The organism is Streptomyces composti (genome assembly GCF_012034205.1).
GTDB classification, from domain to species: domain Bacteria; phylum Actinomycetota; class Actinomycetes; order Streptomycetales; family Streptomycetaceae; genus Streptomyces; species Streptomyces composti.
Window position 1 is genome coordinate 160,001 of record NZ_JAATEM010000002.1, and the last position, 15,153, is coordinate 175,153.

Here is a 15,153-nt window from a genome sequence, read left to right on the forward strand (position 1 = left end):
AGGAGACAACAGGAGTACGGGTCGTTGCAGTTCAGCGGCCCGCAGCGGGGATTCACTTGTTCTGGAAGGCTGTTCGGCCATGGCCATCGCGCAGCCCGAACGGGGCGGGCTGCTGCCCGATCGCACGGCACCGTCTCGCGGCTCACTCGCCACCACCGCCTGCATGGAGACCCTGCAGGTCGGCTATCTGCACGCCGTCGCGGCCGCGGCGGGCTGCTCGCTGTCCCAGCCGTTCCCGGACAACGGCATCGACTGGCACGTCAGTCACAGCGCCCCCGGGCACACCGTGGACGACGAGGTCACCATCAAGGTGCAGCTGAAGGCGACCTACCAGATCGCGCCCGACCCCTCGGCCCGCTTCTTCTCGTTCACGCTGGACAACGCGCACCTGGCGAAGCTGGCCCGCACCCCGGTCTCCGTGCACAAGATCCTCGTGGTGATGCTGGTGCCGCGCTCCCAGAACGACTGGCTGCGCGCCAGCCACGACCGGCTCGACCTGCGTCACTGCTGCTACTGGACCAACCTCGCCGGGCACCCGGTCACCGGCCGGCATCGCACCACCGTGCGGATCCCCACCTCACGCATCTTCGACGACCGGGCGCTGTGCGAGATCATGACCCGGGTCGGCACGGGAGGGAAGCCATGACGCACCGTCCGGCCGAGGGCCCCCTGCGGCCCGTACGCCCGCACCCCGCCGACACCGGCCGGCCCCCGGGACCGCCCGGGCCCGAGCCTTCGCACACCCCGTGGGACGGCCGGGTGCCCGAGCCCGGCGAGGTCGACCCCGCGGTGCTCGGCGCGCTGCTGCACCGGCACGGCTGGCAGCGGCGCGGCGGGGCCGCCGGACGCTACGGGCGCTGGACGCCGCCCGGGCCGGACGGCGGCACCAGCCTGCTGGTGCCGGAGAGCCGTGCCTTCCCCGACTGCGACGACCTGCTCGGCGAGGCGCTGCTCGCACTGACCCGCAGCGGCCTGGCCGGCGCCCGCGAGGTGCTGATCTCGCTCGCCGTGCCCAGCGACGAGATCCGCTGGTGGCGCGACATCCCGGACGGACCCGGCGGCACGGCGGTGTGGACCGCCGGGGAGCAGCTGCGCCTGGCCGCCCGCCGCACCCTGCTCGCCGCCGCCCTCGCCACCCGCGCGCGAGCCGGCTACCACGGCGCCCGGCACCGCCGCCGCGCCCTGGCCGCGCTGGACTCCGTCCTCGTCGGCCCCGCGGCCGGCGGGCACCGGATCACCGCCTTCCTGCCCGTCACCGGCGGTCGCCCCCTCGCCGTACGGCTCCACCAGGCGCTGCACGCCACCCGGGAGGCCATCGACTACCGGCGCGCCACCGGCCGCACGGACGCCTTCACCACCGCCGTCCAGGCGGGCGTCAGCCACGAACTCACCGAGGCCCTGCTCGCCCTGGTCCACGGGACGGAGGGCGCCCGGATCGCCGTCGCCTGGGCCCCGGCCGCAGGCGTCCCCGACGGCTGTGCCGCCCTGCCGGAACCGGTCGAGTTCACCCCCGGCGACCTGCCGGTCCTGCGCGAGGCCGGCGCCCGCTACCGGCGCGCGGAGCCGTCCGTGCCGGTGCGGATCACCGGCACCGTGGTGCGGATGCGCAGGCCGGGCCCGCGCGGCGAGGGCACGGTACGGCTGCGGGTGCTCGCCGGGGCCGACCTCGGCCATGTCCGGATCACCCTCGGCGAGGACGACTACCGCATCGCCGGCCACGCCCACCTCGTCGGACTCCCGGTCCGGATGCGCGGCCGGCTGGAGAGCCGCTCCGGCTTCCGCCGCCTGACCGACGTGAGCGACCTCACGCCGGTGCCGGTGGACGAGGCCGAGCGGGACCGCCTGATGAAGGCGATCCAGGAGAACGCCGAGGTGGCGGCCTTCTTCGGCGAGGTCTGCGAGGGCGACGACCCCGGCGACGAGGGCTGATTTCGCCCAGGCGGGTCCCCGGTCGGTACGATCGGTTCTCGCGCGCGCTCCGGTACGGCGCCCGCTCACCCCACTTCAGGCAGGAGAAAACCGGTGTCAGACGTCCGTGTGATCATCCAACGCGATTCCGAGCGGGAAGAACGCGTGGTGACGACGGGCACTACGGCCGCCGAGCTCTTCGCCGGCGAGCGCTCGATCATCGCCGCGCGCGTCGGCGGCGAGCTCAAGGACCTCTCCTACGAGCTGCAGGACGGCGACACCGTCGAGGGCGTGGAGATCTCCTCCGAGGACGGCCTGAACATCCTGCGCCACTCCACCGCGCATGTGATGGCCCAGGCCGTGCAGGAGCTCTTCCCCGAGGCCAAGCTCGGCATCGGCCCGCCCGTCAAGGACGGCTTCTACTACGACTTCGACGTCGAGCGGCCCTTCCACCCCGATGACCTCAAGGCCATCGAGAAGAAGATGCAGGAGATCCAGAAGCGCGGCCAGCGCTTCTCCCGCCGCGTCGTCACCGAGGAGGCCGCCCGCGAGGAGCTCGCCGACGAGCCGTACAAGCTGGAGCTGATCGGCCTCAAGGGCGCCGCCTCGCACGACGACGGCGCGGACGTCGAGGTCGGCGCCGGCGAGCTGACCATGTACGACAACCTGGACGCCAAGACCGGCGAGCTGTGCTGGAAGGACCTCTGCCGGGGGCCCCACCTGCCCACCACCCGCCACATCCCGGCGTTCAAGCTGATGCGCAACGCGGGCGCCTACTGGCGCGGCAGCGAGAAGAACCCGATGCTGCAGCGCATCTACGGCACCGCCTGGCCGACCAAGGAGGAGCTCAAGGCCCACCTGGAGTTCCTCGCCGAGGCCGAGAAGCGCGACCACCGCAAGCTCGGCCACGAGCTGGACCTGTTCTCCATCCCGGAGCAGATCGGCTCCGGCCTCGCCGTCTTCCACCCCAAGGGCGGCATCATCCGCCGGGTGATGGAGGACTACTCGCGGCGCCGCCACGAGGAAGAGGGCTACGAGTTCGTCTACACCCCGCACGCCACCAAGGGGAAGCTCTTCGAGGTCTCGGGCCACCTCGACTGGTACGCCGACGGCATGTACCCGCCCATGCAGCTCGACGAGGGCGTGGACTACTACCTCAAGCCCATGAACTGCCCGATGCACAACCTGATCTTCGACGCGCGGGGGCGTTCGTACCGCGAACTGCCGCTGCGCCTGTTCGAGTTCGGGACGGTGTACCGGTACGAGAAGTCGGGCGTGGTGCACGGCCTGACCCGGGCCCGCGGCTTCACCCAGGACGACGCGCACATCTACTGCACGCGCGAGCAGATGTCCGAGGAGCTCGACAAGACCCTCACCTTCGTCCTGAACCTGCTGCGCGACTACGGCCTGACCGACTTCTACCTGGAGCTGTCCACCAAGGACCCGGAGAAGTTCGTCGGCACCGACGAGGCCTGGGAGGAGGCCACCGAGACGCTGCGCCAGGTCGCCGAGAAGCAGGGCCTGCCGCTCGTCCCCGACCCGGGCGGCGCCGCCTTCTACGGCCCGAAGATCTCCGTCCAGGCCAAGGACGCCATCGGCCGCACCTGGCAGATGTCCACCATCCAGCTGGACTTCAACCTGCCGGAGCGCTTCGATCTGGAGTACACCGCCGCCGACGGCACCAAGCAGCGTCCGGTCATGATCCACCGCGCGCTGTTCGGCTCCATCGAGCGCTTCTTCGCGGTGCTCCTCGAGCACTACGCGGGCGCTTTCCCGGCGTGGCTCGCCCCCGTCCAGGCGATCGGCATCCCGGTCGGCGACGCGCACGTCGAGTACCTGGAGCAGTTCGCGGCCAAGGCGAAGAAGCAGGGGCTGCGGGTCGAGGTGGACTCCTCCGCGGACCGGATGCAGAAGAAGATCCGCAACGCCCAGAAGCAGAAGGTGCCGTTCATGGTCATCGCCGGTGACGAGGACATGGCCAAGGGGGCCGTCTCCTTCCGCTACCGCGACGGCTCCCAGGAGAACGGCATCCCCGTCGACGAGGCGATCGCCAAGATCGTGAAGGTCGTCGAGGAGCGCGCGCAGGTCTGACCGCGAGGCTGACCGAAAGGCTCCGGAAGGCCCCCGGGAGTGATCCCGGGGGCCTTTCCCGCGCGCCCCGGCAACGCCATATGCTGCACGCATGACGAGTGAGCCGGAGCAGCAGTTGGGAGTGGGGACGCAGGACGCGTTCCAGCGCCTGTGGACGCCTCACCGGATGGCCTACATCCAGGGGGAGAACAAGCCGACCGGCCCGGGCGCCGACGACGGCTGCCCGTTCTGCTTCATCCCGGCCAAGTCCGACGAGGACGGGCTCATCCTCAAGCGCGGCGAGACCGTGTACGCCGTGCTCAACCTCTACCCCTACACCGGCGGCCATCTGATGACCGTCCCGTACCGGCACGTCGCCGACTACACCGACCTCACCGCCGAGGAGACGGCCGAGCTCGCCGAGCTGACCAAGCAGGCGATGACCGCGCTGCGCAAGGCCTCCGGCGCGCACGGCTTCAACATCGGCATGAACCAGGGCACGGTCGCGGGTGCCGGCATCGCCGCCCATCTGCACCAGCACGTCGTTCCGCGCTGGGGCGGGGACACCAACTTCATGCCGGTGGTGGGCCACACCAAGGTGCTGCCGCAGCTGCTCGCCGACACCCGCAAGATGCTGACGGAGGCCTGGCCCACGGAGTGACGGCCGCGCGGCGCGACCCTGCGCGACGCCTCCCTCCGGGACCTGCTCCGGAGCCTCTCACGGAACGCCGGACGGGCCGGACGACTCCGGCCCGTCCTCCTGTCGTCCGTGAACGCCCCCGCGTCCGCGTCACGCGTCGTACACGTCCGCCTTCCGCGGCGACGCGTCCTGCACGGCCGTGCTGAGGAACGAGGAGCGCGCACCGAACTTCTCGGTGTCCACGCCGTTCTCCTCCAGCACCTTGATCGCCGCCGCGTGCACCACCCGCAGCACCGGAGTCGCCGCGCGCAGCGCGTCGTCCGCCATGAAGCGATGCCGCCACGGCTGGTCCGCCCAGGCGTGCCGCAGACCGAACGGCTCGGGCAGGGTCAGCGTGCCGCCCAGCCAGTTCAGCAGCGGGGGGTACCAGGTGAGCGGGGCGCGTGCGGCGAGCCGGACCACCTCGTCCGTGTCGACCAGCGGGAGCTTCACCTTGCGGGTCTCCCAGAACTTGATCGACTTCTGGACCTCCTTCTCCTTGGCCGCCGGCTTGGTGGTGAACAGCGAGTGCACCGGCCCCAGCGCATGCCCGGTGACCTCGATGCGCAGCGTCTCGTGCAGCACCGTCACCGTGATCAGCATGGTGATGACCAGCTGCCCGTCCCACAGGGTCCACTGCACGCCGAGATAGTGCCGGTCGCCCGCGCCGAACTGCTGCTTGTTGCAGATCTCCTGTATGGCGTGCGTCTTGACCCGGTACGCCTCCACGTCCGTGCCCTCGGGCCGGGCCACCTCCGTGGCGTTCTCGGCGATGGGGGTGACGATCCAGTGCTGTATCGACGGCCGGGGGAAGCCGCCCGTGTTCAGCGGACCGCGCTCCAGCATGCGCAGCCGGTCCTGGATGGCCTTGATGACGTCCCAGCTGCGGAACGGGTGGATCTCCCGGTCCGGATCGGCCGGGACCAGGTCCTCGGCGAGCTGCCAGCTGCCCCAGCGCGTGCCCATGCCGAGTATCCCCTTGGGCCCGGCGTAGAACACGGAGTTGGACTGCTGCTCGGCGGCGAGCCGGGCCAGGGACTGGCGCAGCTCCTCGGCCGCCTTCTCGCCCGGGCTGCTCGGCACCGCCTCGGGCACCTTGGCCCCCACACTGGTGCCCGACAGCAGGCCGTCCCAGCGTTCGCGCAGGTCACGGGCGGTGCGCTCACAGATCTGCTTGGCCCAGAACCAGCCCACCACGGGGGCGACGACCGAGGCGCGCGCGTACCAGCCCCAGAACCCGCCGAACGGCATGCGGATCAGGAACAGCACCGCCAGGGCGCCCACCGCGACCAGCAGCGTGGTGGCGAGCGCGCCGGCCCGCTTGTCCGGCCGCCTGGCGATCGCGGTGCGGATCTGGAAGACCAGCAGCCACACCAGCAGGCCCGGCAGGAACAGCAGCCCGCACAGCACCATCACGGCGGTCAGCCAGTTGTCCCGCTCCCGGCGGATGCGGTGGGCGGCGAGGGCGTGCTCCACCACCACCTGCGGCTGGGTGCCGAAGGACTGGATGAGCGGCTTGCGCCCGGAGCCGAGCATGCGGTCGATCAGCGCCCGGGAGAACGCCTCCCCGAGATTCGGCCGGAACAGCGCGATCTTCGGGTCGCTCACCGACGACTTGTGCCACTCGTTGTTGGCCTTGAGGATCTCCTTCGCCTCGTTGTCCCGGTAGGCGGCGGAGGCCAGCGCGAACGTCGGTGTCTGCCCCTCGTCGCCCGTGCGCGGCACCTGCGGACCGAAGAAGTCCGCGTAACCGCCGTCAACGGTCATTCCCGCCCCCGATCGCCGCGACCATACGTCCTGCGGCCTTCCCGACTTCCTTGATGCGCACACCTGTTGATCAGGTCTTCAGCGTATCGGCAGCCGGCGCCGTCCGTCTGCGGACGGACCGAGCCATCCGCACAGGTGAGCCGGAGCATGGCACGGGAGGGTTGTGCGTACGCATGCGCCGGGCGCCCTCAGCGGATGCGCGGGCGCCCGGCGGCGCTGGTCAGCTGCTCTGCGCCTTCTCACGCACCCGTTCCGCGATCTGCGGCGGCATCGGCTCGTGCCGCACATACTTCCGGCTGAAGCGGGCGGTTCCGTGGGACAGCGAGCGCAGATCCACGGCGTACCGGCCGATCTCGATCTCCGGCACCTCGGCCCTGATCAGCGTCCGCCCGCCGGGCGCCTGCTCGGTGCCCAGCACCCGGCCGCGCCGGCCGGACAGGTCGCTCATCACCGTGCCGACGTAGTCGTCGCCCACCAGGACGCTCACCTCGGCGACCGGCTCGAGGAGCAGGATCTTGGCGTCCGCGGCCGCCTCCCGCAGGGCGAGCGCCCCGGCCGTCTGGAACGCGGCGTCGGAGGAGTCCACCGAGTGCGCCTTGCCGTCCAGCAGCGTCACCCGCACGTCGACCAGCGGATAGCCGGCCGCAACGCCCTTGGCCGCCTGGGCCCTCACGCCCTTCTCCACCGAGGGGATGAACTGCCGCGGCACGGCGCCGCCGACCACCTTGTCCACGAACTCGATGCCCGAACCGCCCGGCAGCGGCTCGACCTCGATCTCGCAGATCGCGAACTGCCCGTGGCCGCCGGACTGTTTGACGTGCCGTCCGCGTCCGGCCGCCTTGCTGCCGAAGGTCTCCCGCAGCGGCACCTTGTGCGGCACCACGTCGACCTGCACGCCGTAGCGGGTGCGCAGCCGCTCCAGGGCCACGTCGGCGTGCGCCTCGCCCAGGCACCACAGCACCACCTGATGGGTGTCCTGGTTCTGCTCGAGCCGCATCGTCGGGTCCTCGGCGACCAGCCTGGCCAGGCCCTGCGAGAGTTTGTCCTCGTCCGGTTTGCTGTGCGCCTGGATGGCCAGCGGCAGCAGCGGGTCGGGCATCTCCCACGGCTCGAGGAGCAGCGGGTCGTCCTTGGCGGACAGCGTGTCCCCGGTCTCCGCGCGGCTCAGCTTGGCCACGCACGCCATGTCTCCGGCGATGACATGGGAGACCGGCCGCTGCTGTTTGCCGAACGGCGTGGACAGGGTGCCGATCCGCTCGTCGACGTCGTGGTCCTCATGGCCCCGGTCGGCCAGCCCGTGCCCGGAGACGTGCACCGTCTGGTCGGCCCGCAGCGTTCCGGAGAACACCCGGATCAGGGAGAGCCGGCCCACGTACGGGTCGGAGGAGGTCTTGACGACCTCGGCGACCAGCGGGGCCTCGGGGTCGCACGGCTTCAGCTCGCGCGGTTCGCCGTCCACCGTGGTGACGCGGAGGGTGCCGTGCTCCAGCGGGGTCGGGAAGCCACGGGTGATCAGCTCGAGGAGCTCGACCGTGCCCAGGCCCTGCCGGGCGCCCTCGGCCGCGGGGGCGGCGGCCAGCACCGGGAAGAACACCCCGCGGGCGACCGCCCGCTCCAGGTCCTTGATCAGGGTCTCGGTGTCGACCTGCTCGCCACCGAGATAGCGGTCCATCAGGGTCTCGTCCTCGCTCTCCGAGATGATCCCCTCGATGAGCCGGTTGCGCGCCTCCTCGATCACGGGCAGCTGGTCGGGGCCGGGTTCGGACTCCTTGCGCTCGCCGCCGGAGTAGTCGAACAGTTTCTGCGTCAGCAGCCCGATCAGCCCCGTCACGGGCGCGTGGCCGTCCGGACCCTCGGGTCCGCGCAGCGGCAGATACAGCGGCAGCACCGCGTCCGGATCGTCGCCGCCGAAGGTCTCCGCGCAGATCCGGGTCATCTCCTCGAAGTCGGAGCGGGCCGCCTCCAGATGCGTGATCACGATGGCGCGGGGCATTCCGACGGCCGCGCACTCGTCCCACACCATGCGGGTCGAGCCGTCCACGCCGTCGGAGGCCGAGACGACGAAAAGGGCCGCGTCCGCGGCTCGCAGACCGGCCCTGAGTTCCCCGACGAAGTCGGCGTATCCGGGGGTGTCCAGAAGGTTGATCTTGATGCCGTCCCAGGGGACCGGCACCAGTGAGAGCTGTACCGAGCGTTGCTGCCGGTGCTCGATCTCGTCGTAGTCGGAGACGGTGCCGCCGTCCTCCACACGGCCCGCCCGGTTGATCGCCCCCGCGGTCAGCGCGAGGGCCTCCACCAGAGTCGTCTTGCCCGATCCGGAGTGGCCGACCAGCACCACATTCCGTACGGACGTGGGATGGTCGGCCGCCTGTGCCCTGCCGGCGGCTCCGGGGTGTGTGTGCGCCTTGTCGCCCATGATCCTGCCTCCCGTGCACGGTGAGGTCACTGTGGGCGCGGACACGCGGGACCCGCGTGCGGAGCGGCTCCGGCGACGCCCGCGGTCCTTCGAGCTTTCCACTCCCGTCACGGTGCGTCCATACGAAGGACCGGAACCCGCCACGACCGGGCGGGCGCCCGGAGCAGCGCCGGAGGTGAGCACCACCGGCGGGCCGGAGCGGGCGTGCGGCGCCACGCCGGGGACGCCCCGCGCCGGGGCGTGACGCGAGCGGTCCGGGGCGGCTCGCCCCGGGACGGGTTCCGGGCGGTGCGGGTGCCCCGGCGCCGCGCGGGGGCCCGCGTGACTACGATTGGGCCCCGCCGGTGGCCAGCAGGGGTCACACGGCGCCACACCGACCGTCGGGAAGGCCATGCTGAACAAGTACGCGCGTGCATTCTTCACGCGTGTCCTCACGCCGTTCGCCGCGTTTCTCATCCGGCGGGGGGTCAGCCCCGACACGGTCACGCTCATCGGCACCGCGGGCGTGGTCGCGGGCGCGCTGGTCTTCTACCCCAGGGGCGAGTTCTTCTGGGGCACGGTGGTGATCACGCTGTTCGTGTTCTCCGACCTCGTCGACGGCAACATGGCCCGCCAGCTGGGCCGCTCCAGCCGCTGGGGCGCCTTCCTCGACTCCACCCTCGACCGGGTGGCCGACGGAGCGATCTTCGGCGGCTTCGCCCTCTGGTACGCCGGACAGGGCGACGACGACATGCTGTGCGCGGTGGCGATCTTCTGCCTGGCCAGCGGCCAGGTGGTGTCGTACACCAAGGCGCGCGGCGAGTCGATCGGGCTGCCGGTCGCCGTCAACGGGCTGGTCGAGCGGGCCGAACGGCTGGTGATCTCGCTGGTCGCGGCCGGTTTCGCGGGCATGCACAAGTTCGGCGTTCCCGGCATCCAGCACCTGCTGCCCGTCGCCCTGTGGATCGTCGCCGTGGGCAGCCTGATCACGCTGATCCAGCGGGTGGTCACCGTGCGCCGCGAGTCCGCCGAGGCGGAGGCCGCGGACGCCGGGCGCACCGAGGCCGAGGGGAGCGAGGCCGCCAAGTGAGCGCCCAGGAACGGCTCACCGACGCCCTCTACGGGGCCGGCTGGGCCACGGTGAAGAAGCTTCCCGAGCCGGTCGCCGTGCGGCTGGGGCGGACCATCGCCGATCTCGCCTGGAAGCAGCGCGGCAAGGGCGTGCAGCGGCTGGAGAGCAACTACGCCCGGGTGGTGCCGGACGCGAGCCCCGAACGGCTCGCCGAGCTCTCCCGCGCCGGGATGCGGTCCTACCTGCGCTACTGGATGGAGTCCTTCCGGCTGCCCGCCTGGAGCCCGGAGCGCATCAAGAGCGCCTTCGACCCCAAGGACGTGCACCACCTCACCGACGGCCTGGCCCGCGGAAAGGGCGTGGTACTCGCCCTGCCGCACCTCGCCAACTGGGACCTGGCCGGCGCCTGGGTCACCACCCAGCTGGGCATCCCGTTCACCACGGTCGCCGAGCGGCTGAAGCCGGAGACGCTCTACGACCGGTTCGTCGCCTACCGCGAGAGCCTCGGCATGGAGGTGCTGCCGCACAGCGGCGGCAGCGCCTTCGGCACCCTGGCCCGGCGGCTGCGCGACGGCGGTCTGGTCTGCCTGGTCGCCGACCGGGACCTGTCCGCCTCCGGCGTCGAGGTCGAGTTCTTCGGCGAGACCGCGCGGATGCCCGCAGGGCCCGCCCTGCTCGCCCAGCAGACCGGCGCCCTGCTGCTGCCGGTCACGCTCTGGTACGGCGACTCCCCGGTGATGCACGGGCGGGTCCACCCGCCGGTCGGGGTCCCCGAGTCAGGTACGCGGGCGGAAAAGACGTCCGTCATGACACAGGCCCTGGCAGACGCCTTCGCCACGGGGATCGCCGAGCATCCGGAGGACTGGCACATGCTGCAGCGCTTGTGGCTCGAGGACCTCGATCCCGCGAAGGGGCGGACGTGAGAATCGGCATCGTCTGCCCCTACTCCTGGGACGTGCCCGGGGGCGTACAGTTCCACATCCGCGACCTGGCCGAGTACTTCATCCGCCTCGGCCACGACGTCTCGGTGCTCGCCCCGGCCGACGACGACACCCCGCTGCCGCCCTACGTGGTCTCCGCCGGGCGCGCGGTGCCGGTGCCGTACAACGGCTCGGTGGCCCGCCTGAACTTCGGCTTCCTCAGCGCCGCGCGGGTGCGGCGGTGGCTGCAGCAGGGCTCCTTCGACGTCATCCACATCCACGAGCCCACCTCGCCCTCGCTCGGCCTGCTGACCTGCTGGGCCGCCCAGGGGCCCATCGTGGCCACCTTCCACACGTCCAACCCGCGCTCCCGCGCGATGATCGCCGCGTACGCCATCCTGCAGGCGGCGCTGGAGAAGATCAGCGCCCGGATCGCGGTGAGCGAGTACGCTCGCCGCACGCTGGTCGAGCACCTCGGCGGCGACGCCGTGGTCATCCCCAACGGCGTCGACGTCGACTTCTTCGCCAAGGCCGACCCCAACCCCGAGTGGCAGGGCGACACCATCGGCTTCATCGGCCGGATCGACGAGCCCCGCAAGGGCCTGCCGGTGCTGATGAAGGCCCTGCCGAGGATCCTCGCCGCCCGCCCGCAGACGCGGCTGCTGGTCGCGGGCCGGGGCGACGAGAAGGAGGCCGTCGAGGGCCTGCCGAGGGAACTCCGCCCCCGGGTCGAGTTCCTGGGCATGATCAGCGACGAGGACAAGGCCCGGCTGCTGCGCAGCGTCGACCTGTACGTGGCGCCCAACACCGGCGGCGAGAGCTTCGGCATCATCCTCGTCGAGGCCATGTCCGCGGGCGCCCCCGTCCTCGCCTCCGACCTGGACGCCTTCGCCCAGGTCCTCGACCGGGGCGCGGCCGGGGAGCTGTTCCCGAACGAGGACGCCGACGCCCTCGCCGGCAAGGCGCTGGAGCTCCTGGGGAACCCCGAGCGCCGCGCCGAGCTGCGCGAGCGCGGCAGCGTGCACGTCCGCCGCTTCGACTGGTCCACCGTCGGCGCGGACATCCTCTCGGTCTACGAGACCGTCACCGCCGGAGCCGCCGCCGTGGCCGCCGACGACCGCACCACCGGCCTGTGGTCCCGCTTCGGACTCGCCAGGGACTGAACCTCCGGGCCGGCCCGGGACCGGTCGCGAGCCTGCCCGGGCCCGGGACCGCCCGGGGCCCTCGGGCCGCCGGGCCTCCCCGGTAACCTTGCCGCCCGTGACCGCAACCCTCATCTGGATCCTCGTCGTCCTCGTCCTGATCGGCGTCTACCTGAGCTGGACGGCGGGGCGGCTGGACCGGCTGCACGCACGGATCGACGCCGCGCGCGCCGCACTCGACGCCCAGCTGCTGCGCCGGGCGTCGGTGGCCCAGGAGCTGGCCACCTCCGGGGTGCTCGACCCGGCCGCCTCGATCGTGCTCTACGAGGCGGCCCACGCGGCCCGGCAGGCGGTCGAGGAGCAGCGCGAGGTCGCCGAGAGCGAGCTGAGCCAGGCGCTGCGCGCCGTGTTCGCCGACCGGGAGCAGATGGAGGCGGTGAAGGACGCGCCCGGGGGAGAGGAGACGGCGCTGGAGCTCGCCGAGGCGGTCCGCCGGGTCCCCATGGCCCGCCGCTTCCACAACGACGCCGTACGCGCCGCCCGCGCCCTGCGCAGACACCGCAAGGTCCGCTGGTTCCGGCTGGCCGGCCACGCCCCGTTCCCCATGGCCTTCGAGATGGACGACGAACCCCCCGCGGCCCTCATAGACCGCGCCGCCTGAGCCCGCCCGCGGCCCTCGTCCCGCCCCGCCTGGCCCCGTTCGCCCGCGTCCGCAGACGGTCCCACGGCGACGTGATCCGGGCGACGCCGGCGCGTCCCTGGATGCCAAAACGATCCACCGGCTTCCCATTGGCCCTTGCTGTGGACTGGTCGGGTCCCGTTTCCTCAGTGCCGGAAACAACCCTCCTTCCCCTTCAGTGAGGTCTTTCGTGTCCAGCACGCTCTCCGAGAACCAGGGTCCCGAGACCGGCACCGCCCGTGTGAAGCGCGGCATGGCCGAGCAGCTCAAGGGCGGCGTGATCATGGACGTCGTCACGCCGGAGCAGGCCAAGATCGCCGAGGACGCCGGCGCCGTCGCCGTGATGGCCCTGGAGCGGGTCCCGGCCGACATCCGCAAGGACGGCGGAGTGGCCCGCATGTCCGACCCGGACATGATCGAGGGCATCATGAACGCCGTCTCCATCCCGGTGATGGCCAAGTCCCGCATCGGCCACTTCGTCGAGGCCCAGGTGCTGCAGTCGCTCGGCGTCGACTACATCGACGAGTCCGAGGTCCTCACCCCGGCCGACGAGGTCAACCACTCCGACAAGTGGGCCTTCACCACCCCCTTCGTCTGCGGTGCCACCAACCTGGGCGAGGCCCTGCGCCGCATCGCCGAGGGCGCCGCGATGATCCGCTCCAAGGGCGAGGCCGGCACCGGCAACGTCGTCGAGGCGGTCCGCCACCTGCGCCAGATCAAGAACGACATCGCCCGCCTGCGCGGCCTGGACAACCACGAGCTGTACGCCGCCGCCAAGGAGCTGCGCGCACCCTACGAGCTGGTCAAGGAGGTCGCCGAGCTGGGCAAGCTCCCGGTCGTGCTGTTCTCCGCCGGGGGTGTGGCCACCCCGGCCGACGCGGCGCTGATGCGCCAGCTCGGCGCCGAGGGCGTCTTCGTCGGCTCCGGCATCTTCAAGTCCGGCGACCCGGCCAAGCGCGCCGCCGCCATCGTCAAGGCGACCACCTTCTACGACGACCCGAAGATCATCGCGGACGCGTCCCGCAACCTCGGCGAGGCCATGGTCGGCATCAACTGCGACACCCTCCCCGAGACCGAGCGTTACGCCAACCGCGGCTGGTAAGGCACGTATGAACACCCCTGTCATCGGCGTCCTGGCACTCCAGGGCGACGTCCGGGAGCACCTTGTCGCCCTGGCCGCGGCCGACGCCGTGGCCAGGCCGGTGCGGCGCCCCGAGGAGCTCGCCGAGGTGGACGGCCTGGTCATCCCCGGCGGTGAGTCCACCACCATCTCCAAGCTCGCCCGTCTGTTCGGTGTGATGGAGCCCCTGCGGGCGCGGGTGCGGGACGGGATGCCCGTCTACGGCACCTGCGCCGGCATGATCATGCTCGCCGACAAGATCCTCGACCCGCGCTCCGGGCAGGAGACCGTCGGCGGCATCGACATGATCGTGCGCCGCAACGCCTTCGGACGGCAGAACGAGTCCTTCGAGGCCGCGGTCGACGTCAAGGGCATCGAGGGCGATCCCGTGGAGGGCGTCTTCATCCGCGCCCCCTGGGTCGAGTCCGTCGGCGCCGGGGCCGAGGTGCTCGCCGAGCACGGCGGTCACATCGTCGCGGTCCGCCAGAACAACGCGCTGGCCACCTCGTTCCACCCGGAACTGACCGGCGACCACCGGGTGCACCGCCTGTTCGTGGACATGGTGCGCACATGGACGACGGCCCGGTCCTTGTAGGATTCCAGCGTTGTTGCAGAGCTGGGTTACGCGAAGGAGACAGGCAGATGTCCGGCCACTCTAAATGGGCCACGACGAAGCACAAGAAGGCCGTGATCGATGCCAAGCGCGGCAAGCTCTTCGCGAAGCTGATCAAGAACATCGAGGTCGCGGCCCGGATGGGCGGTGCCGATCCCGACGGTAACCCGACGCTGTACGACGCCATCCAGAAGGCCAAGAAGTCGTCGGTCCCCAACAAGAACATCGAATCGGCGGTCAAGCGCGGTGCGGGCCTGGAGGCCGGCGGCGCCGACTACGAGACGATCATGTACGAGGGCTACGGGCCGAACGGTGTCGCGGTGCTCATCGAGTGCCTCACCGACAACCGCAACCGCGCCGCCTCCGAGGTGCGCGTCGCCATGACCCGCAACGGCGGCTCCATGGCCGACCCGGGCTCGGTGTCGTACCTGTTCAACCGCAAGGGCGTGGTGATCGTCCCCAAGGGCGACCTGACCGAGGACGACGTCCTCGCCGCCGTCCTGGACGCGGGCGCCGAGGAGGTCAACGACCTCGGCGAGAACTTCGAGGTGATCAGCGAGCCGGGCGACCTGGTCGCGGTCCGCACCGCGCTGCAGGACGCCGGCATCGACTACGAGTCCGCCGACGCCAACTTCGTCCCGACCATGCAGGTCCAGCTGGACGAGGAGGGCGCGAAGAAGATCTTCAAGCTCATCGACGCGCTGGAGGACAGCGACGACGTGCAGAACGTCTTCGCCAACTTCGACGTCAGCGACGAGATCATGGAGAAGGTCGGCGCCTGACGCCGC

The 15,153-nt window shown here is 71.5% G+C and carries 12 protein-coding genes and 1 pseudogene; 11 read left to right on the forward strand and 2 right to left on the reverse strand.

Features of this window, described 5'->3' with window-relative positions:
• Positions 1 to 79: 79 nt before the first annotated feature.
• The 4 genes from HCJ93_RS02430 (at position 80) to HCJ93_RS02445 (ending at position 4,639) form a co-directional block, all read left to right on the forward strand.
• Positions 80 to 646 carry a DUF4365 domain-containing protein gene (locus HCJ93_RS02430; RefSeq protein ID WP_167990625.1) on the forward strand — a complete coding sequence of 189 codons (567 nt, stop codon included), beginning with the start codon at positions 80 to 82 and terminating at the stop codon, positions 644 to 646.
• A complete protein-coding gene (locus tag HCJ93_RS02435) occupies positions 643 to 1,929 on the forward strand; it encodes a hypothetical protein (protein ID WP_167990626.1) in 1,287 nt (428 codons plus the stop codon). The genes HCJ93_RS02430 and HCJ93_RS02435 overlap by 4 nt, the downstream gene beginning before the upstream one ends.
• A gap of 93 nt (positions 1,930 to 2,022) precedes the next feature.
• On the forward strand, positions 2,023 to 3,999 hold the full coding sequence (thrS, locus tag HCJ93_RS02440; RefSeq protein WP_167990628.1) for a threonine--tRNA ligase: 1,977 nt from the start codon (positions 2,023 to 2,025) through the stop codon (positions 3,997 to 3,999).
• A gap of 91 nt (positions 4,000 to 4,090) precedes the next feature.
• A complete protein-coding gene (locus tag HCJ93_RS02445; RefSeq protein ID WP_167990629.1) occupies positions 4,091 to 4,639 on the forward strand; it encodes an HIT family protein in 549 nt (182 codons plus the stop codon).
• Between the two features lie 129 nt (positions 4,640 to 4,768).
• On the opposite strand, the gene HCJ93_RS02450 is transcribed toward HCJ93_RS02445, so the two are convergent.
• Together HCJ93_RS02450 and HCJ93_RS02455 are read right to left on the reverse strand one after the other, a co-directional pair.
• A complete protein-coding gene (locus HCJ93_RS02450; protein ID WP_167990631.1) occupies positions 4,769 to 6,424 on the reverse strand; it encodes an AbeC-like domain-containing protein in 1,656 nt (551 codons plus the stop codon).
• 220 nt (positions 6,425 to 6,644) lie between these two features.
• Positions 6,645 to 8,840: an elongation factor G-like protein EF-G2 gene (locus HCJ93_RS02455; RefSeq protein ID WP_167990633.1), complete on the reverse strand. Its 2,196-nt coding sequence runs from the start codon at positions 8,838 to 8,840 to the stop codon at positions 6,645 to 6,647.
• A gap of 344 nt (positions 8,841 to 9,184) precedes the next feature.
• On the opposite strand from HCJ93_RS02455, the pseudogene pgsA reads away from it, so the two are divergent.
• The 7 genes and pseudogenes from pgsA to HCJ93_RS02490 all read left to right on the forward strand — a co-directional run bounded on the left by pgsA (position 9,185) and on the right by HCJ93_RS02490 (position 15,147).
• Positions 9,185 to 9,909: pseudogene (gene pgsA, locus HCJ93_RS02460) on the forward strand (phosphatidylinositol phosphate synthase).
• Positions 9,906 to 10,814 (forward strand): phosphatidylinositol mannoside acyltransferase, encoded by a 909-nt coding sequence (locus HCJ93_RS02465; protein ID WP_167990636.1) that lies wholly within the window; start codon positions 9,906 to 9,908, stop codon positions 10,812 to 10,814. Before pgsA ends, HCJ93_RS02465 begins: the two are co-directional and overlap by 4 nt.
• Positions 10,811 to 11,974, forward strand: coding sequence for a glycosyltransferase family 4 protein (locus HCJ93_RS02470; RefSeq protein WP_167990638.1), 1,164 nt, complete (start codon positions 10,811 to 10,813; stop codon positions 11,972 to 11,974). The genes HCJ93_RS02465 and HCJ93_RS02470 overlap by 4 nt, the downstream gene beginning before the upstream one ends.
• A gap of 97 nt (positions 11,975 to 12,071) precedes the next feature.
• A complete protein-coding gene (locus HCJ93_RS02475; protein WP_167990639.1) occupies positions 12,072 to 12,614 on the forward strand; it encodes a LemA family protein in 543 nt (180 codons plus the stop codon).
• 208 nt (positions 12,615 to 12,822) lie between these two features.
• Positions 12,823 to 13,734: a pyridoxal 5'-phosphate synthase lyase subunit PdxS gene (gene pdxS / locus HCJ93_RS02480; protein WP_167990641.1), complete on the forward strand. Its 912-nt coding sequence runs from the start codon at positions 12,823 to 12,825 to the stop codon at positions 13,732 to 13,734.
• 7 nt (positions 13,735 to 13,741) lie between these two features.
• Positions 13,742 to 14,347, forward strand: coding sequence for a pyridoxal 5'-phosphate synthase glutaminase subunit PdxT (gene pdxT, locus HCJ93_RS02485; protein ID WP_167990643.1), 606 nt, complete (start codon positions 13,742 to 13,744; stop codon positions 14,345 to 14,347).
• Positions 14,348 to 14,394: 47 nt separating this feature from the next.
• Complete coding sequence (locus HCJ93_RS02490) at positions 14,395 to 15,147, forward strand: YebC/PmpR family DNA-binding transcriptional regulator (RefSeq protein ID WP_167990645.1); 753 nt, start codon at positions 14,395 to 14,397, stop codon at positions 15,145 to 15,147.
• Positions 15,148 to 15,153: the final 6 nt, after the last annotated feature.

What these genes read in the sequence shown, in the direction of transcription:
- HCJ93_RS02445 (WP_167990629.1), top strand. Translation starts at nt 4,091, where the DNA reads ATGACGAGTGAGCCGGAGCAGCAGTTGGGAGTGGGGACGCAGGACGCG.
- HCJ93_RS02455 (WP_167990633.1), bottom strand. Translation starts at nt 8,840, where the DNA reads ATGGGCGACAAGGCGCACACACACCCCGGAGCCGCCGGCAGGGCACAG.
- HCJ93_RS02450 (WP_167990631.1), bottom strand. Translation starts at nt 6,424, where the DNA reads ATGACCGTTGACGGCGGTTACGCGGACTTCTTCGGTCCGCAGGTGCCG.
- HCJ93_RS02435 (WP_167990626.1), top strand. Translation starts at nt 643, where the DNA reads ATGACGCACCGTCCGGCCGAGGGCCCCCTGCGGCCCGTACGCCCGCAC.
- HCJ93_RS02490 (WP_167990645.1), top strand. Translation starts at nt 14,395, where the DNA reads ATGTCCGGCCACTCTAAATGGGCCACGACGAAGCACAAGAAGGCCGTG.
- HCJ93_RS02430 (WP_167990625.1), top strand. Translation starts at nt 80, where the DNA reads ATGGCCATCGCGCAGCCCGAACGGGGCGGGCTGCTGCCCGATCGCACG.
- pdxT (WP_167990643.1), top strand. Translation starts at nt 13,742, where the DNA reads ATGAACACCCCTGTCATCGGCGTCCTGGCACTCCAGGGCGACGTCCGG.